Raw genomic sequence first — 20,847 nt, 5'->3', positions numbered from 1 at the left:
GACTCCTCTTAAGTAAAGTATTGTATTTCTGCATCAGGGAAAAACTCATGTATATAACCTCTTATTGTTTCTTCTAATACTGCTGCGTCATCTTTTTTATATACGTATTTCCCAATGCCGTACCGTCCCCATTTATATTTTCGCTTCTCTTCATCCATTTCAAGCTTCGTACTCGGATAACGCTCTTGTATAACCTTTTTTGCAGGTTTTGTAAAGCGATGTTGAATTAATTCAAATGTTAAATTCGGTATGGACAAATCTTTTAGTGCATTGTACAGTCGCTCAAATAGTTCACGATATCCTTCTTCCCATCCTTCATGCATATAAAGTGGCGCAACTATAAAACCAAGCGGATAACCCGCGCCTGCTACTTTACGAGCCGCTTCAATTCGTTCTTCAAACGGTGACGTCCCCGGCTCAAAATTTTTAATCACATACCGTGAATTAATACTAAACCTGAAACGAGTTTTCCCATTATGTTTTGCATCTAATAAATGATCAACGTGCGAATATTTCGTAACGAAACGCAAACGCCCATATTCACTTTCTCCGATAAACTCTATCGCCCGCTTTAATGCATGTGTTAAATGGTCAATCCCAACGATATCTGATGTACAAGCCGCTTCAAATCTTGTTATTTCAGGTGCTCTTTCATCCATATATTGCTGTGCCTTCTCAAATATTTCATCAAGATTAACGTATACGCGAACGTAAGGCTTACTCCCAAGTGTCGTTTGCAAATAACAATAATGACAATGTCCCATACATCCTGTTGCGAGCGGAATCGCATATTCAGCTGACGGCTTTGACGTATCAAATTTTAATGTCTTCCTCACCCCAACGACAAGCGTTGCCTTTGCATTGCGATATTTTTGCAAATCATTTTCACCTGGCAAATTTCTAATTTGATTATGGGATGTCGTTTCACGAATTTCTAATCCCATCTTCGTAAACTTCTCATATAGCTCTTTTCCAAGTGGATATTCAAGTGCCTTCGGTTCAAAGTAAACAAGTTTTGGCATAAACGGTTTCATATACTTCCCTCCTCTCGTTAGTATGGGGAACGATGAAAAATTAACACGCATTAAAGTTTTCCACGTTTTAACAGCCCTTCAAAAGGCTGTTTTTCTTCTGTCTAATTTTACAAATTGAAAAATTTCATAAAGAAAATAAGAAAAATGCAAAATAATTAAAGTTAATTGTTGACGTGATGCTTTTATTATCGGTATCATAAATCTTCGTGAGCAATTATTTTTCGTTATACGATTTTTTATTATTACTGAATTTTTGAGAGGAGAAATTAGATGTCAGTTAAGAAGAAAACGCAAGTACGCACCGGCAAAATGGTACGTGAACTAATGTTAGCAGACGAAGATGTAAATGCTTCGCTAATTATGGTATATAGTGAAAACGGTGTAAACGCAGAAATTAAAATCGAGGGCTTAACGCCGAAATGTAACGAAGAATTATTTTTGAGCGGAAACGTGGATTGGAACAAGAGTGTTATTTATAAAATTGTTGATTTCACTGGAAACGCTGAAGTTGGTAAAGTTACATTAACAGCGATGAACAAAAATAATGTTTCTCTAGAAATAGAACGCGTTATGTGGAGTAAAGAAAATAAAGAGGCTGCTGAGCAAGAAGAAACAGTTGTAGAAGCTCCTCCGAAAAAAGAAGTAGTTGTAGAAGCTCCAAAAGCAGTTACAGCTGCTCCAAAACCTGTTACGCGAGTAGAAACACCTGTAGCACCGAAACCTACTCCAGTACTAGCACCGAAGCCAGTAAGTGTAGAAGCTGCTGTGGAATTATCTACTCCAGCACCTGTGAAAAAAGAAGTACCAACTCCAGTTACAAAGCAAGAGACAGCACCGGTCGCGCCTACAAAACCGAAGCAACCTGCTTTGTCTGAAACAAATTCAAAACTACAAGAAAATTATGTGAAACTCGTGAAAAAGACAATTGAAGTTTGTCAAGATTACGAGCTTGGCATCGACATAGATGATTCTATTGAAGGATTAAAAGAAGAGCTACAAAGCCAAGGTATTAGCGTTACATTCGACAAAGAAATTATGGACGTTGTAAATCGCCTTCGTTCTTTACAAGATAAAGGAATCAAAGTAGAAAAAGTACTTAATTTACTATAAAAAAGTAAGAGGTGGCAATTGCCACCTCTTATTTTTTATAATTCCATTCTTTACTTTCATACTTCTCTTTTGCTAATGTTTGCACTTCATGTAATTGTTCTTCTGTTAATTCATACGGAACAAGCTCTACATCTAATCCTTTTTCAAACCCAACCTCAAACGCTTTAATTAACTGCTCGATTGTAAATGTACGGTCTGTTAATTCATTTATTGCTACCGCTTTAGAAGAGAACATACTCTTCATACGTTCTTTTACACGTTCATTTGGGAATAAAAACAGATCGTATAATTCATCTAAATCTATTTCTAATGGAATCGATCCGTGCTGTAAAATAACACCTTTTTGACGTGTTTGAGCACTACCTGCGATTTTTCTTCCTTCTACTACAATTTCATACCAAGATGGCGCATCAAAACATACGCCTGAGCGTGGATTTTTCAAATTTTCACGGTCTGCTTCTGTTTTTGGAACTGCATAATACGCTTCTAATCCTAATGCTTTAAAACCGTCTAATAAACCTTGCGAAATAACACGATACGCTTCTGTAACTGTTTTTGGCATATTTGGATGATCTTCAGACACAATAACACTGTACGTTAATTCTTTATCATGTAGTACACCCCTGCCGCCTGTTTGACGACGAACGAATCCATATTTCTTTTCGTTAACTACATCCATATTAATATCTTTTTCAACACGCTGGAAATACCCGACTGTTAATGTTGGTACTTCCCATTCATAAAAGCGAATAGTTGGTGGCATTTTCTTTTCACTTTGCCAGTTTAATAAACATTCATCTAACGCCATATTAAATGCCGGTGAACATTGACCAGAGTTAATATAACACCATTTTTCTTTTCCCATCCTGCACCTCATATAACCAATTATTTTTCACATTCTCTAGTCTACCAAATTCGACAAAATTTGTGAAAGAATACGAAATTTCTTCTTATATACAAATGAATCTGTTGCATAAATACATATGGGCATTATAATATTGAAAGTAGGATAAGAAAAAAGGGAGCGATAGAATCGTGTCAACAACTTGGATTATTTTATTAGCCGTAATCGTAGCGTTCATCGGTTACACTGTATGGATGTATTTCTATCAGAAGAAATTAATTACAACACTTTCAGAAGAAGAATTTCGCGCTGGCTACCGTAAAGCACAGCTTATCGATATTCGCGAAGCAGACGAATATACTGCAGGACATATTTTAGGCGCACGTAACATTCCGTTATCACAAATTCGCCTTCGTCATAAAGAACTTCGTAAAGATCAACCAGTTTACTTATACTGCCAAAGCGGATTCCGTACTGGTCGTGCGGCTCAATACTTAAAGAAACAAGGCTACAAAGATTTCTACCAATTACAAGGTGGATTCAAAACGTGGACTGGAAAAATTAAAAAGAAATAATAACATATAAAAACTAGCTGAATGATTCAGCTAGTTTTTTCATTTCATATTATTTGCAATGTATAATAAATTTTTCTTAATCACATCTTGATCATTTTCTTGTGCATTCCGATACAAGAGCTGATATTCAAGTCCTTTCTCTTTCCATATAAGCGTAGCAAATTCATCTCCTTGCCCAGAGTCATCCTTATTTTTAAAATAAGCGAATGCTCCATTATTCAATTTCATTTGTTCTTGAAATCGCTTCTCTTCCACGAGATTTGGAAAACTATAAGGAAAGTTCGCAACATTTAACTCAATATATTCATGTCTACCTGGCTCCTGCTGTTTATATTTAATCATGACAACAGCCTTCTTTTTTCCAATCGTTCTGACTTCCCCCTTCACATCACTCGTAATGTCATACGGTAAAAACGCTGGCACTTTAAATTTCACTGGAAAATATTTTGGAAGCTCCTTCAGCGGAATTGGATCCGTAACACGATCTATAGTTCCTCCTGTTGTTCCTACAAATTGTTTTTCTTCTTGTATCGTTTGCTGAAACGAACATGAACTTAGTACGAAACTAGAAAACACGAAACAAATGATCCTTTTTTTCAATTTGTTTCCGCCCTTTCATACCGCCCTCTTAACGAACGAAGCGTTTATATGCTCTTCATATTCGCTTCACCACCAAGCTCCACCTTTGAAAACTTTCCACGTTATTCTCACACATTTTGACAAAACTATTTTGCAAACAAAAAGACCTCTATCATTCTTACGCCCCAGTGAAAAGGTTACGCGAATAAAAAGAAGCCTTATTCATACCATAGTTTGTGAAAAGCTTTTCAGGTCAAGATTTTTTCATTCTTATTATTTTCCCTTTATAATAAGGGGAAGAGGTGATACATATGGCCAATATAAAACAAATTGCAAAAACCGCTGGTGTATCCATATCAACTGTTTCTCGCGTCCTTAATAATCACCCTTACGTAAAAGAAGAAAAGCGTAAGCGGGTTCTCGATGCTGTTGAAGAATTGAACTATGCAAAAAATATAAATGCTATTCATTTAATAAAGGGAAAAACATATACGATCGGTGTGATGCTCCCTTTCATTAATCTTCCATACTTTAGTACCATTATTGAAGGAATCGGAAACGAAGCGTTAGCTGCTGGATATCACATTAATTTATGTCAAACAAATTACGATAGCATTGAAGAAATTCGTGTTCTTGAAATGATGAAAATGAAGCAATTCGACGGGATGATTATTTGCTCTCGAACGAGTTCATGGGAACAAATTGAACCTTTCGCAAAATTTGCTCCTATTATTTCATGCGAAAAAATGAACCACCCCCTTATTTCATCTGTCTACGTAGATCATTATGAAGGCTTCCGTCTCGGCACCGCCTACTTACTCAGTAAAGGCCATGAAAAAATCGGGATTTGTTTAGCAAGAAAAACAAGTGTAAATTCTATGGAACGTGAAAAAGCATTTGCTGATACACTTCGTAACGGAGGCAAAACATTACATCCCGAATGGATTTTTCATCAGTGCTATACAATGCAGGACGGTGCACAAATACTTCATCGTATTTTAAACATGAAAAATCGTCCAACCGCTATTTTTACAGCGAATGATCAAGTTGCCGCTGGTTTATTAACAGAGGCTCGAAAACATGGCATTCGAGTACCCGAAGACCTTGCTATCCTTGGATTTGATAACCATGAAATTTCAAAGGCGTTAGAAATTTCCACAATTGAACATCCCGGTCTCGCAATGGGCTCACATGCTTTTTCTTTATTCCATAAGCAGGTTCAGAGCGAACAAATTGTCGGTAGCGCAAAAGAGCTGTCATTCCATTTAATTGAGCGAGAGACTATCTAAAAAGAGCGTTACCTATAACGCTCTTTTTCAGTTCTTTACCTATTGACTTTATATTTTCCATCTCATATAATGAACCTAACGAACGGTAGGTAGGGGATGAAAATGACAGCAAACCGCATTAAAGCTGTAGCACTTTCTCATTTCGCGCGCTACGGCTACGAAGGAACTTCATTAGCAAATATTGCTCAAGAAGTTGGGATTAAAAAGCCATCGATTTACGCACACTTTAAAGGAAAAGAAGAGCTATATTTTATATGCTTAGAATCCGCTCTTCAAAAAGATTTACAGAGCTTCACTGACGATATCGAAAAATTTTCAAATTCGTCTACTGAAGAATTGCTCTTACAGTTACTAAAGGGCTATGCAAAACGATTTGGTGAAAGTGAAGAATCAATGTTTTGGTTACGAACTTCCTATTTTCCGCCTGATGCATTTCGCGAACAAATTATTGAAAAAGCGAATGCGCACATTGAAAACGTCGGAAAACTTTTATTCCCTATATTTAAGCAGGCAAACGAGCAAAGTGAACTGCATAACATTGAAGTGAAAGACGCTCTGGAAGCTTTCCTATGCTTACTAGACGGACTTATGGTTGAACTACTATTCGCAGGTTTAAATCGCTTTGAGACTCGTTTAAACGCCTCTTGGCAAGTATTTTGGCGAGGCCTTTCAAACTGACGGATTGCTCCTTTGCAATGCGTCGTTTTTAAGCCCTTTACCTAACGACTGGTAGGAAGGAGAAATGACATATGGCATGGATTTATGTAATCTTAGCTGGTATTATTGAAATCTTTTGGGTTATTGGACTAAAACACGCGGAGGTACCACTTGAATGGGCTGGCGTTGCATTATTAATTACAATTAGTTTCGTTTTATTATTTAGAGCTTATAAAGATTTACCTGTCGGCACTGTATACGCCGTCTTTACAGGAATTGGAGCTGGTGGGATCGTTCTTACAGAAATTTTCATCTTCGGAGAACCTTTCTCTATTGTAAAAGTTTTATTAATTGGCTTAATCTTCTTCGGCGTAATTGGTTTAAAACGAGTAACAGAAGAAAAAGAAACGAAGGAGGCCGCATAAAATGGCTTGGGTATTTTTAATTCTAGCTGGTATTTGTGAAATTATTGGTGTACTCTTTATGAAAGTAGCCACTGAAAAGAAAGGCTGGGCACCAAAAGTTATTTTAATCGCTAACTTCGGCGTAAGCTTCTTCTTCTTATCACTTGCGATGAATACATTACCGATGGGAACTGCTTATGCGATTTGGACTGGAATCGGAACTGCCGGAAGTGCACTTCTAGGTATTTTTATTTTCCGTGAATCAGCGGATTGGCGTCGTCTTGCCTTCTTAAGCTGCATTCTATGCGGCGCTGTTGGCTTAAAACTATTAAGCTAACGTGAGGTGAATGTCATGTGGAAAGAAAAAGGGAAGCAACTGTTAGCATGGATTACGCTTGGGACTGTCATTCTACTGCAAATCAGTTTTCATATAATAGAATGGTTGTTTCATAAAATAGTATCCATTCTCACATTCCTTCCTAACATGACACTTGAAATGATATCAATCGTTTGGTCCATCATTACCTCCATTGCAATCGTCATTATATGGGGTATCGCCAAGCTATGGAATAAGTTATTTAAAAAGGACAGTTACTCTGAAAAAGAATAACTGTCCTTTTTTATATTCATTCAGACTTTCTGTAGAAGTTTGATGTGATAAGACAAAGAAGACCAACTATGACAATACTTATACCAATTCCTTTATGTAAATTAGGAAATGGTGATGGTATATCTGAGTAAAAATTTGCTAATATGAGACCGATTGAAAATAGAAATATCCCTATTCCATATAACCATTTTCTTTTGTTCATCATTCTCCCCCTAACATTTTTCATACATTCCTTTCTGTTGGACATACTACCTAAAAAAGGAGTGGATAATATGCAAAATTCTATACATAAGCAGATCCTATTTTTATTTTTCCTCTTTCTTATCCTCGTTATCGTTTTCAGCTTTATATTACATACTCCAAAAGATGTTGTACCGAATAGTCTCTCTGTTTATAAACTTTTACTTTCCTATTGTCGTTATTGAAGAAGGTGCCTTATATAAGGCGCCTTTTAAAATTCTCTCTTCTCATACAATTTCACTGAAACAAAGATAGATATTATGAATATGCATATCGAACTAATAAATAACACGCTGTTATATAGTTGAATTTGTTCCAAGTTGATTTGAAACAAAACTTCTAAAACAACTATCGGTGCCATGAATATTACTATCGTAATAAAAATAGTTTTCTTATACCCTAGCCAAAAGGATATTGGTAATACAAGCTTAAATACACTAAAATAAAGCTAATACTAGCAACCATTGTCGTTTCAATAAATTCAAATAAGTTAACCCCGCTCTTCATTCCCATCGTGAAACAACCGACTGTTACACTTATAAAAAGAATAATAATTGCTACTATATATTTCGCATACACAATTTGTTTTCTCAATATTGGCAAACTATTTACTATAACTTCACTCTCATTTTTACTATCTGCTTCAAATGTTTTTACTGTTGCCCCAATTGTAATAATTACTGACATAATGATGAATAAATTTTCCGTATCTGTTAAGGCCATATAAAAGAAAACAGGATACAGTATATACCAAATTAAAAATTTCCATTGAATGATGAAATCTTTTAAAATTAGTTGTTTCAAAACTATTATCCTCCCCTCATAAATCACGCTCATTATACAAGTTAATTGAGAGTAACATAGACATAACATATAAAAGAAGCAATCCTGCTATAAAGCAACTATTTACGACTAGACTCATGCTCCAAACATTTTCTACATCTAACCATACTTTACTTACAATCAGTCCACTTAAATAACCAAATGCAATTCCGATAAAGGGAGCGATTTGTTTTACACTACTATATCCTACTGAAAATTCAATTGGGAGTACAATTATGCTACAAACAAACCCACCTGTTATACCTCCGAGCATTTCTCCCCACAGCATAAATCCAGTCATCTGTTCATTTTGTAACTGTATTAAACCAACCACTAGTGAGAAACATCCACCTAGAGCAACTAAAATACTTACAAATATGTACTTCCCTATGACAATATCTTTACGGTCAAACGGTAAACTATTTACTATCATTTCACTTTTATTTTTCCCCTCATAACTCATTGACAGTACCGTGCCAAGAAAAGGTATAGATACGCTAATCGTCATAAGGAAGCTATCACTACGAAAATCAACAATAGCAAGGAAAATCAAACATATAAGATAAACAAACCCTAATTTTCTTTGCAACATCATATCTTTTAAGACGAGTTGCTTGATCATGTATTACACCTCCTAATATGAAAATGTCCCTTCTATAACTCTGCCTTCTGAAACATTTTCATTGAGAGGATCATTGATACGAATATACTCACTAATACTCCGATACCAAGAACACCCATTGCTTGTGTAGCCTCTTGAGAGTGAAGTACTTTTAACATAATTGTTTTATCACCAAAAATATTGCACATAAGACCAATCATACCGATTAAAGGAAAAAGCATAATCACATTCAAGACAGTAATAGCTTTATATCCTCCAATGTAATTAGCAGGTATCGTTACTACACAATAAGCTAAAGTTGCTACTATTGCTGAAAACACTGCATATCCAGGAATAACTATATCTCTGTCTAATAAAATATTTCCTAATATTATGACTATAAAAGTTATACTCAAACCAGCTATAATAAATAATGAGCTTGTAATATATTTAGCTATAACTATCTCTTTTCTCGTTATAGGCAAACTCACTAATACTTTTTCTGTTTTACTTTTCTCCTCATGATAAAAAGAAATATAAATAATTGTACTACATGTTATAAATAATCCTATTGCAATCCCCATCGGGTCGACGGAATTCTTAAAAATAGATAAAATGGGTATTAAAAAATAGAAAGGAAACATCTTCTTCTGTAAGAAAAACTCCTTCAAAATCAACTGTTGCATATGAATTCTCCTCTCTATAAATCACGTGTTTCATAAATTTTAATTGTAAGGAACATAGAAACGATATAAATACTAACAAATGTAATAAATCCAACTATAAATACAGCAACATGCATAGGATTCATAATCCATTCAATGAATGAAAGCGCTGTTTCATTTAGCCCATCACTAATAAATATCCAAAGTATCCCTCCCACTCCTATTGAGGCTGCTGATACTATACTTCTTACTACCTTCGATTTTGTACCATAATAACTAGGAAAGAATGTTACAACAAAAAATATGGCGTAAACAGCTCCATTTATTACTTCATACCACGGAATTTCAATGTATAAATTAGGATGATATACACCGATATCACCAATAACCGCAATGCCCCTTATAAGAAAAACAACTAACATCGTAGAGAGCATGCCACCAACAATAAATATTGCACAGGAAATATATCTAGCAATTATGATATCCTTTCGACTTACCGGCAAACTATTTATAATAATGTCACTTTTATTCCTTTCATCCATAAAGGTTAACGTCATAACGGAAGAAAGGGTTATAAATAGACAACTCATCGAAAATAACAATTCAACACTTGGGTCTAACATAAATAATACAAACGGCATAATTAAATACACTAACCACATCACCCGAAAAAAGAACAAATCTTTATAAATGAGCTGACGCATAGGCACCTCTCCCTTTCGCAGTGTAAACGATAATATCATCTAATGTAGGCTTTTCTAGTACAACCTCATTCCCAAACCAATCTATGATTGCTTGTTTATCCTTCGCTAAACCTTCAAAACCAAATTTATTTTTTCTCAATCCAACAAATAGCTCTTTTCCTTCTCGGTCTAATAATTCATTACTTCCTTTAACGATTACGTAGTTCTCCATTAGTTCATCTTTCTCACCAGTAAATATAATTTCTCCATCGTTAATGAACGTAATATAATCTGCGATACGCTCTAAGTCTGTTGTAATATGAGTTGAGAATAATACAGATACTTCATCTTCCATTACAATTTCTTGCAGCATATCAAGTAATTCACTTCGAACAACTGGATCTAATCCTGCTGTCGGTTCATCCATAATGATAAACTCTGCGTGATGCGAAAGCGCGATGGCAATCGCAAATTTCATTTTCATCCCTTTTGATAATTCTTTAATTTTTTTATACTTCGGAACTTGTAGTCTATGCATATACGATTGATACTGCTCTTCGTCCCACTTTTTATATAACGGTGCAATAATACGTTTCATTTGTTCACACGTTAAATCTTCGTAGTAATGATTTTCATCATATACAAAACCAATATTTTGTTTTATCTCCTTTTCAGCCTTCTTATTGTCCTTGCCAAAAATTTTTATATCACCGCTATCTTTTCGAATTAAGTTCATAATCATTTTGATCGTCGTACTTTTCCCTGCCCCATTCGGCCCGACAAATCCCATAATATATCCGCGTGGTAATGTAAAACTTATATTTTTCACTGCAAAATCTTGATAACTTTTACAAACGTTTTTTAGCTCTAACACCCTTTATTCCCCCTCATATAAACACGCAATCATCTGCTGTAAATCTTCAAGTGAAAGCTGCAACGCTTTACTTTCATTTACAATCTCTTCCGCTTTACTTTCCAATAGACGAAGCCTTTGTTCCTTTAGTAGTTCATTATTTTTACGTGAAACATAAGTCCCCTTCCCAGCAACAGTTTCTATATATCCTTCTTTTTCAAGCTCCTCGTACGCACGCTTCGTAGTAATTACACTAATTTGTAATTCTTTCGCTAAGCTACGAATAGACGGTAATTGGTCTCCACCCTTTAAACCACCATTTAAAATAAGCTGGCTTAATTGTTTTCTTATTTGTACATAAATAGGGTCTTGGGAAGAATTCGAAATAATAATATTCATGTTTTCCTCCAGTGTGTATATACTGTATATATCTTATATATACAGTATATACACACCATCCTATTTTTGGCAAGAAAAAAAGACCAACATTTTCCTGTTGGTCTTTCGTATATGTATCACTTTTCAAAGCGATCTAACATCTCATCTCTCATTCCGAAACTCACTACCGCAATTCCTACATACATAAACAGAAGGAACGCCGGATGAACTGTGTTGTACCAAGTGCTATCAACAATTAAATAAATCGTTAATGCCACAACTAGAACAAACGCTAAGATAAACATATAAAAGTGTCTTGTACTACCCATGATAAACTCCTCTCTTCTCACTTCACCATTCAACAGTATATTTTATCGAATAATTCGATATGACTCAAGGTTAACTTTCTGTTATGTAATCAAGTTCCACCTTTACAATGTCCTCACATGCTATTGAAATGATCGTTCCTTGCTTATCAATTGCCGTTACTTCTCTATTATCCATTACACGATGCGCTACTCTTTCTAGCACTTTTCCTTGGTCTCGATAACAAAATTCTTTTACATCTTTAATCGTTTTTCCGTTTTCTAAATGGTATATCATTCTATAACACCGATATCCCACATTTTCACCTCCAACTTGCTCGTTTTTTCACATATACATAAAAATGAGTCATTCCTATCTCATTACATCTTCTTAATTTCAATAAAATTCTAACAAAAATAAATACTTTTATCAAACTGACTTTTTCAACAAAATCACCTATAAAACTGCTTCTTTACACCATTATGAAACAAAAAATATAAATTTTTAACATTTTCTTCACCACTTCTGCATAAAGTGAAACTTTAATCAGTGGGTGTTTTTTTCATCTCTACTGATTATCAGACCACAAATTGCGGAACAAATTCTCCATACAAAAAAAGAACTCGCATATAGCGAGCTCTTCCTTTGTTATTCTAATCAAACTTGTACAGGAGCTGGCTTTTCATAACGTAAAACTGGTTTACGTGCAGCCATCGTTTCGTCTAAACGTTTAATGACTGTTGTATGAGGTGCTTCTTGTACAACTTCTGGATTTTCTTCTACTTCTTTAGCGATCTGAATCATCTTATCAATGAAACCGTCTAATGTTTCTTTTGATTCTGTTTCTGTCGGCTCAATCATAATACATTCTTCCACATTTAATGGGAAGTAAATTGTTGGTGGATGGTAACCGAAATCAAGCAGGCGTTTTGCAATATCTAATGTACGTACACCAAGTTTCTTTTGACGACGACCTGATAATACAAACTCATGCTTACAATGTCTATCGAACGGAAGATCATAGAATGGTGCTAATCTTCTCATCATATAGTTCGCATTTAATACCGCATACTCCGTTACTGCACGTAGTCCATCTGGACCCATAGAACGAATGTATGTGTATGCACGAACGTTAATTCCGAAGTTACCGTAGAATGGTTTTACGCGCCCAATTGCTTCTGGACGGTCATAGTTAAAGCGATAGCCATCTTCCGTTTTTTCTAAAATTGGTTTTGGTAAGTACGGAATTAAATCAGCTTTCACACCTACTGGACCAGAACCTGGGCCACCGCCGCCGTGAGGACCTGTAAATGTTTTATGAAGGTTTAAATGCACAACGTCAAATCCCATATCTCCTGGGCGCGCTTGGCTTAATACCGCATTTAAGTTTGCACCATCATAGTATAATTTACCGCCTGCGTTATGGACGATTTCTGCCATTTCTAAAATATTTTCTTCGAATAGACCTAATGTATTAGGGTTTGTTAACATAAGTGCTGCTGTTTCTTCGTTTACAACACGTTTTAAATCTTCTAGGTCAACAAGACCATGTTCATTTGATTTTACTGTAATTGTTTCAAAACCAGCTACAGTTGCAGATGCTGGATTTGTTCCGTGAGCAGAGTCAGGAACAATTACTTTCGTACGGTTAAAGTCACCATTTGCTTCATGGTATGCACGAATTAACATTAAGCCTGTCCATTCTCCGTGTGCACCAGCAGCTGGTTGTAATGTAACAGTATCCATACCTGTAATTTCAATTAAATGCTCTTGTAAGTCGTACATTAATTCCATTGCACCTTGTACTGTCTTTTCATCTTGCAACGGATGAATATTTGCAAATCCTGCGAAACGAGCTACACTTTCATTAATTTTCGGATTATATTTCATCGTACAAGATCCAAGTGGATAGAATCCAGAATCTACACCGTGGTTACGGTTTGAAAGTGCTGTATAGTGGCGCATAATATCAAGTTCAGATACTTCTGGTAGCTCTGCATCTTCTACTCGAATATAATCGCTCTCAAATACATCTTCTAGTTTCACTTCTTCTACATCTAATTTTGGTAGGCTATATCCTATGCGTCCTTCTTTACTCACTTCAAAGATAAGTGCTTGGTCTTGGTTCTTCATTGGATAGCCCCCATTTCGTTTACAAGTGTGTCAATTTCCTCTTTTGTACGAAGCTCTGTTACTGCTACAAGCATATGGTTCTCATGCTCTTTATAATCACGGCCTAGGTCGTAACCGCCGATAATATTCTTTTGTAATAATGCATCGTTTACTTCTTTCACTGGGCGCTTGCAATCTACAACGAACTCATTGAAGAATGGTCCAGCAAATGTAACTGTGAAGCCTTTCGCTTCAAATTGACGTTTTGCATATTGTGCTTTAGAAATGTTTTGACGTGCCATTTCTTTCACACCTTGTTTACCAAGTGCCGTCATTGCAACTGATGCTGCTAATGCATTTAACGCTTGGTTTGAACAAATGTTAGATGTCGCTTTGTCACGGCGAATATGCTGTTCACGTGCTTGTAACGTTAATACAAATCCACGTTTACCATCTGAATCTACAGTTTGTCCGACAAGACGTCCTGGAATTTTACGCATAAATGCTTTCGTCGTTGCAAAGTAACCACAGTGTGGTCCACCAAACTGCGTTGGGATACCAAATGGTTGTGCATCACCGATGACAATATCAGCACCAAATTTTCCTGGTGGTGTTAATGCGCCTAATGATAACGGATTTGAAGAAACGATAAATAATGATTTTTGTTGATGAACGATTTTTTCAATATCAGCTAATTTTTCAACTTGTCCGAAGAAGTTTGGATATTGAACGATTACACAAGCAACTGTATCATCTACTTCACTTTGTAATACGTCTAAATCTGTTACACCATCTTTATGATTAATTTCAACAACTTCAAGATGTTGACCTTTTGCATATGTTTCAAGTACAGCTCTTGATTCTGGATGAACTGCACTAGATACAAGAATTTTCTTTTTACGAGTATGGCCAGCTGCTAGCATTGCCGCTTCAGCTAAAGCTGTACCTCCGTCGTACATAGAAGAGTTTGCTACATCCATTCCTGTTAATTCACAAATCATTGTTTGGAATTCAAAAATTGCTTGTAATTCCCCTTGTGAAATTTCCGGTTGGTATGGCGTGTAAGCTGTATAAAATTCTGAGCGAGAGATAACATGATCTACGATTACTGGAGCGTAATGATCGTATACGCCTGCTCCTAAGAAAGAAGCGTACTCTTTTAAGTTAGCATTTTTACTAGCCATTTGAGTTAACTCTTTTAACAGCTCTGGCTCTGATTTTGCTTCTTTAATTTTTAAATCCCCTTTAAAACGAACACTCTCTGGAATATCAGAGAACAACTCATCAATCGTTTGAACGCCGATCGTTTGTAACATTTCTTTTTTGTCTTCTTCTGTCATTGGAAGATAACGATGCAACATGAAATCTACCCCTCTCCCCGTTACTTTGAACGTTTATAAAATGGTGTTGGAACAACTACTGCTTTGACGCGTTTATTACGAATTTCAATTTCTACTTCTGTATCAACTGCTGCGTATTTTACATCAATTAGTGCTAAACCAATGCTTTTCTTTAACGTTGGAGATTGTGTACCACTCGTTACTTCCCCGATTTTTTCTTCTCCAATAAATACAGGGTAATGCGTACGAGGAATTCCACGTTCAATTACTTCGATGCCGACTAACTTACGAGGCGCACCGTTTTCTTTTTGCTCTTTTAAAGTCGCTTTTCCAAAGAAGTCTGCTTCTTTATTTGGTTTTACCGCAAAGCCAATTCCAGCTTCAATCGGTGTAATATCTTTTGATAATTCTTGACCGTAAAGTGGTAATGTTGCTTCAAAGCGAAGTGTATCACGAGCACCTAAACCACATGGTTTTAAGCCTTCTGCTTCTCCAACTTCAAGAAGTTTCTCCCAAAGTTTTGCAGCATCTTCACTCTTACAATAAATTTCAAATCCATCTTCACCTGTGTAACCTGTACGAGATACAAGTGCTGGAATTCCATCTACAAGAATATCGTTTTTAAATTTAAAGAACTTAATTTCTTTCAAATCTTCTGACACAACTTTTTGTAAAATGCCTTCTGCTTTTGGTCCTTGAATTGCAAGCTGTGCAACTTCACTAGAAACATTGACTACTGTCGCATCGCCAATTACATGGCTAGCTAACCATTCGTAATCTTTCTCGATATTTGATGCGTTGATAACTAATAAATAGTCTTCTTCACCACGTTTGTAGATTAATAAATCATCTACTGTACCACCATTTTCGTAGCACATAGCTGTATATTGTGCGCCCCCTACCTTTAAGGTAGATACGTCATTTGTAACAACACGTTGTAAAAATGCTAAACTATCTACACCTTTTACCTCAACTTCTCCCATATGAGACACATCGAACAAACCTGCCGCTGTACGTACAGCTTCATGTTCTTCTTTAATGCTTGAAAATTGAACTGGTAACTCCCAACCACCGAAGTCGATTGTTTTTCCACCATACTTCGCGTATACATCAAATAACGGTGTACGTTGTAATGTAATCATGCTCTCTCCCCCTTATGCTCTGACAAATCAATAAAAGTTGTTTCCCTTATCTAAACATTTTCACTCTGAAAAGATAGGATATACGGAATCTCATTATATTTTTTTATGAAAGCGTAAATAAAAAATCACTTTCTTGGATAAAATACGAAAGATTCCACACATTTCACACCATTATCCTAACATTATTCGCTATATTTCATCAATATTCTAGCATAAAAAATAATTTAGAATTTTTTATGCTTAATCTTATTACATACAGTTTTTTAGATTTAGCTCTTTATCTTTGTTTATTCTTTACCTTTCAACAAGTGTAATAGAGCCTTATTACAAGGCTTATAAATACGGATTTTTTAATAATTACTTTAGTTTATAAAAGGTGGGAGAGTCGTAATGAATGTCGATATTTCCATAGATCGAACGTGGCAAAACAATTTTTTAAATAGAATTGACGAAGATGGCCCTTGGACAAACTGGGATTTATATCATTTAGCTTATGAAACAGAAAAATCGTTACTTGTTCCTACTTTCGATGGATTACAAGCACCGAAGCATTTATCCCATTTCACACCACTTCCTCATCAATTAGAAGTCGCTCAAAATGTTATTGAACAAATGAATGGTAAAGCGATACTAGCAGATGAAGTAGGACTTGGGAAAACGATTGAAGCTGGGCTTATTTTAAAAGAATATATGGTCCGCGGCCTTGTGAAAAAAGTACTTATACTCGTCCCTGCCTCCCTCGTTTCACAATGGGCATACGAACTAAACACAAAGTTCTTCATTCCTGCTGTAGCCCAGAAGAAAAGCTACTCATGGGAACAAGCTGATGTGATTGTATCATCAATTGATACTGCAAAACGTTCACCGCATCGCGATATCGTTTTGAATTTAGAATATGACTTTATTATTATTGATGAAGCACATAAACTTAAAAATAATAAAACAAAAAACTATGAATTTGCACAGCGATTAAAAAAGAAATTTTGTTTATTATTAACCGCTACTCCTGTTCAAAATAAGATTGATGAAATTTTCAACCTTGTTTCTTTATTAAAGCCGGGACATTTAGGCAATCAATCCAACTTTGAAGAATATTACGCTTCAAAAAATCGTTCTGCCGAATCTGATGAAGATTTAAAAGCTCTTATTAATAAAGTGATGGTCCGAAATCGACGGCATAATACCGGAATTGATTGGCCAAAGAGACATGTACGTACAATTTTTGTTGAGTTTAATGAACAAGAACAAGCTCTATATAATGATATCGAAAATTGGCGAGGACAAGACGCCTTCACATCTGCTTTCTCATCATTAACTTTAAAACGGGAAGCGTGTAGTAGTCGCGAGGCTGTTTACTATTCATTAAAAAAACATGTAGAAAAACGACAGAAGGAAAATGAGAATTACATAAAAGACCCACATATTGATGTGCTAATGGACAAAATTAATCAAATTCCTTTCAACTCAAAAGCGAAAAAAGCTCTTGAGCTTATTAAAGAAATTGACGATAAAGTCGTCATCTTCACAGAATATCGAGCGTCACAAATGTACTTACAATGGTTTTTACAACAACACGGTATTTCTTCCGTTCCATTCCGCGGCGGATTTAAACGCGGGAAGAAAGATTGGATGAAGGAGCTTTTCCAAAACCACGCACAAGTATTAATTGCAACGGAAGCTGGTGGTGAAGGGATTAACTTACAATTTTGTAGCCATATGATCAATTATGATTTGCCATGGAATCCAATGCGTCTTGAGCAAAGGATCGGACGCATTCACCGTCTTGGTCAAAAAAATGATGTTCATATTTATAACTTAGCTACAAAGCACACTGTTGAAGAACATATTTTGAAACTGTTATATGAAAAAATCAATTTATTCGAGCGTGTTATCGGTGAGCTTGATGAAATTTTAACGAGAATTAATATGAAAAACATCGACGCGCACATTCAAGAAATATTTGCGCAATCAAAAAGCGAAGGAGAAATCCGAATTAAGATGGAAAACTTAACATCTATTATCGACTTTGCGAAACGAAATGAAGCTGAGGTGCAAGGCTATGCAGCAACATGAAATTCATAATTACTTATACAATTTTTTTGAGGCGAATAACTGTGAAATTTTAGAACGTTCTCCTCATTTACTAGATGTACAGTTAACAATTGAGATGGATAAATTATTAATGAATCGCCCTTTTTATTGGCACTATCTTGAGAAAACAGGAGGCGTACCGAATCCGATGCGCCTTACTCTTATTACAAATCCAGAAAATGAAGAAAACGATGGCGAGCTTATTCACTACGGTTCCCCACGCCTTCATCAAATTTTTCAAACGACAAAAGAATTAGGTTCTTACATACGTTTATATGAAGAAGTACGGCATAGCAGAGCAACGCATACACCGCTCCATCCGTGGCTCGGTGTAAATATAAAAGTTTCCTATCAATGTGATCGAAAAAAAGATATTCTTCACTCGATTGGCATTCATCTTATTTCTGGCACAATGATTGCAAACTTTCATGAAACATTAACTAAAATTAAACTTACACCGAAAATACCTGACTTTTGTTTTACGCTCTCGCCTATTATTAAACCGCAAAGTGGTTTACAACGTATAGAGGATGCTTTAAAAAATATTATTGCAGAAGATGACCATACGTGGGCGAAAGAAGCAAGAGTGCGCTGGAATCACGATTTAGATCTTTTAAATCGCTTTTATGAAGAAAGCGATGAACTTCCCGAAAGTTATGAAATTGAAAAACAAGCTTTGCAAGAACAATATGAACCACGCATTACAGTACAAATTATTAATGGTGGACTCTTTTATGTTACCGCAAATCATTTTCTATCTTAAAAAGCCCCTTCTGTTTTAGAAGGAGCTTTTTTGAGTTATCCTTTATCGCCATTACGCTCTTGTTGTTTTTGCTTTGCCATGCGTTTTTGATACGCGCGATCTTTTGCACTCACATGATTTGCATCAGTAGGAAGGTTTTCTTTTGAACGGCCAATTCCATTACTCATCTTTTCCACTCCTTCTTATGTCTTTCAAAGTACACCCTTATTTTCAGCTAGAGATACAATCCTTATACAAAAAAATAAGAGCAGCCATTGGCTACTCTTACTCGCTCACGTATTTTTGAAACATATCATGGATGCCTTTATTTACTAGGTTCGAGATCTGCTCGTCAGATTTATTCGGATAACGATCACGCAATCTGATAGATGCCTTCACCATTAAATTTTCTAATACAGAACGGCCACCTTCTCCATAAATAATTTCAGCATATTTAACAAGCCTTCCATCCTCTACTGTTGCTGGATTATGATTGAAGAAAAATTTACTCATTGTCTCCACCTCTCTCTTTTGATAACGTTTACATTTATATAAATTATTTATGTTATTTATTTCACAATATTGTATGCATGTATATTTAATTAGTTTCATTATAAAGCAACATATCGATAGTAAATATGTGATTTTCCGTCCATTTTGTGAACAAAATAAAAATGAAAGCGTTTCCTTTATTATATACTAAAAAAACTTACTACGCTAGGGGCAATTTTTTTCAATCTACTAATCCCTCAAAAAGTGATATATTTTTCCTTTTCCTATTAAACCTTATACAATTTTCAGAAATTATATTATAAAATATATGTATGACTTAAGGAGGATTTGTATGAATCAAAATAAAAAAGCTATATTAGATCTTGTCTTTTATCTCGTAATCCCATTCCTCATTTGGAAATTTGCAAAACCTTATATCGATCCTTATTACGCGATGTTACTTTCCTCTGTTCCGGGAATTATTTATACACTGTATACCTTTAAAAAAGAAAAACAGTTTAACGTGACAGGGTTCTTTATTTTAATTACACTCATTTCTAATACAATGGTAGATCTATTATCTGGATCCGCTGAGCGAATGCTGTGGAACGATGCGTATTATCACATCGTACTCGGTATTATTGTTATATGTACAATTTTTATAAAGAAACCACTTATGTTATATTTCGCAGCAGATATTGCCGCACTGCAAGGCCATGACCGTGATAAAAGTCGTGAACTGTATCGTGATAGTCGTATTTATCCAGCACTACAATATTTAACGCTATTTTTCGGTCTACAATTCATATTAAAAAGCTTCTTAAAAATTTATTTCATCTCTGTTTTCGGTGTAGATGGCTATGGTGAAATGAGAGCGATTATGACCGCTGTTGGATGGGGCATTTCCATTTGTATCGGAATAGGATTCGTATGGGTGAACAATAAAATACATGCCGTTACAGAAGAAAAGGAATCTGTGCAGTAAATAAAAAATCCCCTAGTAGTATGATGCTACTAGGGGATTTTCACTATGCTACACATATTATGAAATCGTTAACTTGATTTTTTTCTTTTATTTTTTACATTTCGATAAAACAAAGCAGCACTTAGCGGCATAACACCAAACCATTTATTCATAAATGGCTCTTTTTCAGCACGACGTTGTTCTTTCTTTTGTTTACGATCTTCTTTTGGAGCATCCATATACGACACAAACTGCTGCGTCACAAAGCGAACATAATCATTAGTAGACATATTATCATCACCTCTACTTGATTA

Annotated in this window: 28 protein-coding genes and 1 pseudogene; 11 read left to right on the top strand and 18 right to left on the bottom strand. The window is 35.4% G+C overall.

Annotated features, from left to right (window positions below; all coding sequences use genetic code 11):
- Window positions 1-8: 8 nt before the first annotated feature.
- Entirely contained in the window at window positions 9-1,034 is a 1,026-nt protein-coding gene (splB, locus tag ACZ76X_RS11715) for a spore photoproduct lyase (protein WP_479850540.1), read from the bottom strand.
- A 270-nt stretch (window positions 1,035-1,304) separates the two neighbouring features.
- Between splB and ACZ76X_RS11710 the strand changes: the two genes are divergently transcribed.
- Entirely contained in the window at window positions 1,305-2,144 is an 840-nt protein-coding gene (locus ACZ76X_RS11710) for a hypothetical protein (protein WP_479850539.1), read from the top strand.
- A 28-nt stretch (window positions 2,145-2,172) separates the two neighbouring features.
- On the opposite strand, the gene ACZ76X_RS11705 is transcribed toward ACZ76X_RS11710, so the two are convergent.
- A complete protein-coding gene (locus tag ACZ76X_RS11705; protein ID WP_000514079.1) occupies window positions 2,173-3,009 on the bottom strand; it encodes a lipoate--protein ligase family protein in 837 nt (278 codons plus the stop codon).
- A 170-nt stretch (window positions 3,010-3,179) separates the two neighbouring features.
- Between ACZ76X_RS11705 and ACZ76X_RS11700 the strand changes: the two genes are divergently transcribed.
- A complete protein-coding gene (locus tag ACZ76X_RS11700) occupies window positions 3,180-3,563 on the top strand; it encodes a rhodanese-like domain-containing protein (RefSeq protein ID WP_000108655.1) in 384 nt (127 codons plus the stop codon).
- A gap of 39 nt (window positions 3,564-3,602) precedes the next feature.
- On the opposite strand, the gene ACZ76X_RS11695 is transcribed toward ACZ76X_RS11700, so the two are convergent.
- Window positions 3,603-4,139: a DNA polymerase III subunit delta gene (locus tag ACZ76X_RS11695; protein WP_479850743.1), complete on the bottom strand. Its 537-nt coding sequence runs from the start codon at window positions 4,137-4,139 to the stop codon at window positions 3,603-3,605.
- Window positions 4,140-4,453: 314 nt separating this feature from the next.
- Between ACZ76X_RS11695 and ACZ76X_RS11690 the strand changes: the two genes are divergently transcribed.
- The 5 genes from ACZ76X_RS11690 to ACZ76X_RS11670 all read left to right on the top strand — a co-directional run bounded on the left by ACZ76X_RS11690 (window position 4,454) and on the right by ACZ76X_RS11670 (window position 7,102).
- Window positions 4,454-5,431, top strand: a complete 978-nt coding sequence (locus tag ACZ76X_RS11690; RefSeq protein ID WP_479850538.1) for a LacI family DNA-binding transcriptional regulator — start codon at window positions 4,454-4,456, stop codon at window positions 5,429-5,431.
- 96 nt (window positions 5,432-5,527) lie between these two features.
- Window positions 5,528-6,109, top strand: a complete 582-nt coding sequence (locus ACZ76X_RS11685) for a TetR/AcrR family transcriptional regulator (protein ID WP_002181118.1) — start codon at window positions 5,528-5,530, stop codon at window positions 6,107-6,109.
- A 71-nt stretch (window positions 6,110-6,180) separates the two neighbouring features.
- Entirely contained in the window at window positions 6,181-6,513 is a 333-nt protein-coding gene (locus tag ACZ76X_RS11680; RefSeq protein WP_479850537.1) for a DMT family transporter, read from the top strand.
- Between the two features lies 1 nt (window position 6,514).
- On the top strand, window positions 6,515-6,829 hold the full coding sequence (locus ACZ76X_RS11675) for a DMT family transporter (protein ID WP_098667325.1): 315 nt from the start codon (window positions 6,515-6,517) through the stop codon (window positions 6,827-6,829).
- A gap of 15 nt (window positions 6,830-6,844) precedes the next feature.
- On the top strand, window positions 6,845-7,102 hold the full coding sequence (locus tag ACZ76X_RS11670; RefSeq protein ID WP_479850536.1) for a DUF3975 family protein: 258 nt from the start codon (window positions 6,845-6,847) through the stop codon (window positions 7,100-7,102).
- Between the two features lie 16 nt (window positions 7,103-7,118).
- On the opposite strand, the gene ACZ76X_RS11665 is transcribed toward ACZ76X_RS11670, so the two are convergent.
- From ACZ76X_RS11665 to gcvT, 12 genes and pseudogenes are all read right to left on the bottom strand, one after another.
- The gene (locus ACZ76X_RS11665) at window positions 7,119-7,307 is read right to left on the bottom strand and encodes a hypothetical protein (protein WP_479850535.1); all 189 of its coding nucleotides are present in this window, start codon (window positions 7,305-7,307) and stop codon (window positions 7,119-7,121) included.
- Window positions 7,308-7,553: 246 nt separating this feature from the next.
- Window positions 7,554-8,146, bottom strand: a pseudogene (locus ACZ76X_RS11660) (ABC-2 transporter permease).
- A 16-nt stretch (window positions 8,147-8,162) separates the two neighbouring features.
- Window positions 8,163-8,786 (bottom strand): ABC-2 transporter permease, encoded by a 624-nt coding sequence (locus ACZ76X_RS11655; protein WP_479850534.1) that lies wholly within the window; start codon window positions 8,784-8,786, stop codon window positions 8,163-8,165.
- 32 nt (window positions 8,787-8,818) lie between these two features.
- Window positions 8,819-9,451, bottom strand: a complete 633-nt coding sequence (locus tag ACZ76X_RS11650) for an ABC-2 transporter permease (protein ID WP_479850533.1) — start codon at window positions 9,449-9,451, stop codon at window positions 8,819-8,821.
- A 14-nt stretch (window positions 9,452-9,465) separates the two neighbouring features.
- Window positions 9,466-10,134, bottom strand: coding sequence for an ABC-2 transporter permease (locus ACZ76X_RS11645; protein ID WP_479850532.1), 669 nt, complete (start codon window positions 10,132-10,134; stop codon window positions 9,466-9,468).
- A complete protein-coding gene (locus ACZ76X_RS11640) occupies window positions 10,115-10,987 on the bottom strand; it encodes an ABC transporter ATP-binding protein (RefSeq protein WP_479850531.1) in 873 nt (290 codons plus the stop codon). Before ACZ76X_RS11640 ends, ACZ76X_RS11645 begins: the two co-directional genes overlap by 20 nt.
- 3 nt (window positions 10,988-10,990) lie before the next feature.
- Complete coding sequence (locus ACZ76X_RS11635; RefSeq protein WP_001021351.1) at window positions 10,991-11,365, bottom strand: GntR family transcriptional regulator; 375 nt, start codon at window positions 11,363-11,365, stop codon at window positions 10,991-10,993.
- 116 nt (window positions 11,366-11,481) lie between these two features.
- Entirely contained in the window at window positions 11,482-11,673 is a 192-nt protein-coding gene (locus tag ACZ76X_RS11630) for a hypothetical protein (RefSeq protein WP_000535935.1), read from the bottom strand.
- A 70-nt stretch (window positions 11,674-11,743) separates the two neighbouring features.
- Window positions 11,744-11,947 (bottom strand): DUF3929 family protein, encoded by a 204-nt coding sequence (locus ACZ76X_RS11625; protein WP_000639160.1) that lies wholly within the window; start codon window positions 11,945-11,947, stop codon window positions 11,744-11,746.
- Between the two features lie 360 nt (window positions 11,948-12,307).
- Window positions 12,308-13,783: an aminomethyl-transferring glycine dehydrogenase subunit 2 gene (gene gcvPB / locus ACZ76X_RS11620; RefSeq protein ID WP_000795696.1), complete on the bottom strand. Its 1,476-nt coding sequence runs from the start codon at window positions 13,781-13,783 to the stop codon at window positions 12,308-12,310.
- The gene (gene gcvPA / locus ACZ76X_RS11615; protein WP_048531122.1) at window positions 13,780-15,123 is read right to left on the bottom strand and encodes an aminomethyl-transferring glycine dehydrogenase subunit 1; all 1,344 of its coding nucleotides are present in this window, start codon (window positions 15,121-15,123) and stop codon (window positions 13,780-13,782) included. The genes gcvPB and gcvPA overlap by 4 nt, the downstream gene beginning before the upstream one ends.
- Before the next feature lie 20 nt (window positions 15,124-15,143).
- Window positions 15,144-16,244 (bottom strand): glycine cleavage system aminomethyltransferase GcvT, encoded by a 1,101-nt coding sequence (gene gcvT / locus ACZ76X_RS11610; RefSeq protein WP_098667316.1) that lies wholly within the window; start codon window positions 16,242-16,244, stop codon window positions 15,144-15,146.
- 390 nt (window positions 16,245-16,634) lie between these two features.
- Between gcvT and ACZ76X_RS11605 the strand changes: the two genes are divergently transcribed.
- Entirely contained in the window at window positions 16,635-18,317 is a 1,683-nt protein-coding gene (locus tag ACZ76X_RS11605) for a DEAD/DEAH box helicase (protein WP_479850530.1), read from the top strand.
- Window positions 18,304-19,098 (top strand): YqhG family protein, encoded by a 795-nt coding sequence (locus ACZ76X_RS11600; protein WP_479850529.1) that lies wholly within the window; start codon window positions 18,304-18,306, stop codon window positions 19,096-19,098. Before ACZ76X_RS11605 ends, ACZ76X_RS11600 begins: the two co-directional genes overlap by 14 nt.
- Window positions 19,099-19,133: 35 nt before the next feature.
- Here ACZ76X_RS11600 and ACZ76X_RS11595 read toward each other — a convergent pair whose 3' ends face one another.
- Window positions 19,134-19,265: a hypothetical protein gene (locus tag ACZ76X_RS11595; RefSeq protein WP_048531130.1), complete on the bottom strand. Its 132-nt coding sequence runs from the start codon at window positions 19,263-19,265 to the stop codon at window positions 19,134-19,136.
- A 97-nt stretch (window positions 19,266-19,362) separates the two neighbouring features.
- The gene (locus ACZ76X_RS11590; RefSeq protein ID WP_000032702.1) at window positions 19,363-19,590 is read right to left on the bottom strand and encodes a hypothetical protein; all 228 of its coding nucleotides are present in this window, start codon (window positions 19,588-19,590) and stop codon (window positions 19,363-19,365) included.
- Window positions 19,591-19,663: 73 nt separating this feature from the next.
- Between ACZ76X_RS11590 and ACZ76X_RS11585 the strand changes: the two genes are divergently transcribed.
- A complete protein-coding gene (locus tag ACZ76X_RS11585; RefSeq protein WP_071721462.1) occupies window positions 19,664-19,780 on the top strand; it encodes a GTP pyrophosphokinase in 117 nt (38 codons plus the stop codon).
- 141 nt (window positions 19,781-19,921) lie between these two features.
- Window positions 19,922-20,554, top strand: coding sequence for a VC0807 family protein (locus ACZ76X_RS11580; protein ID WP_479850528.1), 633 nt, complete (start codon window positions 19,922-19,924; stop codon window positions 20,552-20,554).
- Between the two features lie 68 nt (window positions 20,555-20,622).
- On the opposite strand, the gene ACZ76X_RS11575 is transcribed toward ACZ76X_RS11580, so the two are convergent.
- Complete coding sequence (locus tag ACZ76X_RS11575) at window positions 20,623-20,823, bottom strand: YqzE family protein (RefSeq protein ID WP_000106081.1); 201 nt, start codon at window positions 20,821-20,823, stop codon at window positions 20,623-20,625.
- Between the last annotated feature and the right edge of the window lie 24 nt (window positions 20,824-20,847).

Source organism: Bacillus sp. BC05(2025) (assembly GCF_056725905.1).
Note: the sequence above shows the minus strand (reverse complement) of the source record. Positions and strands in the feature narration are given on the sequence as shown.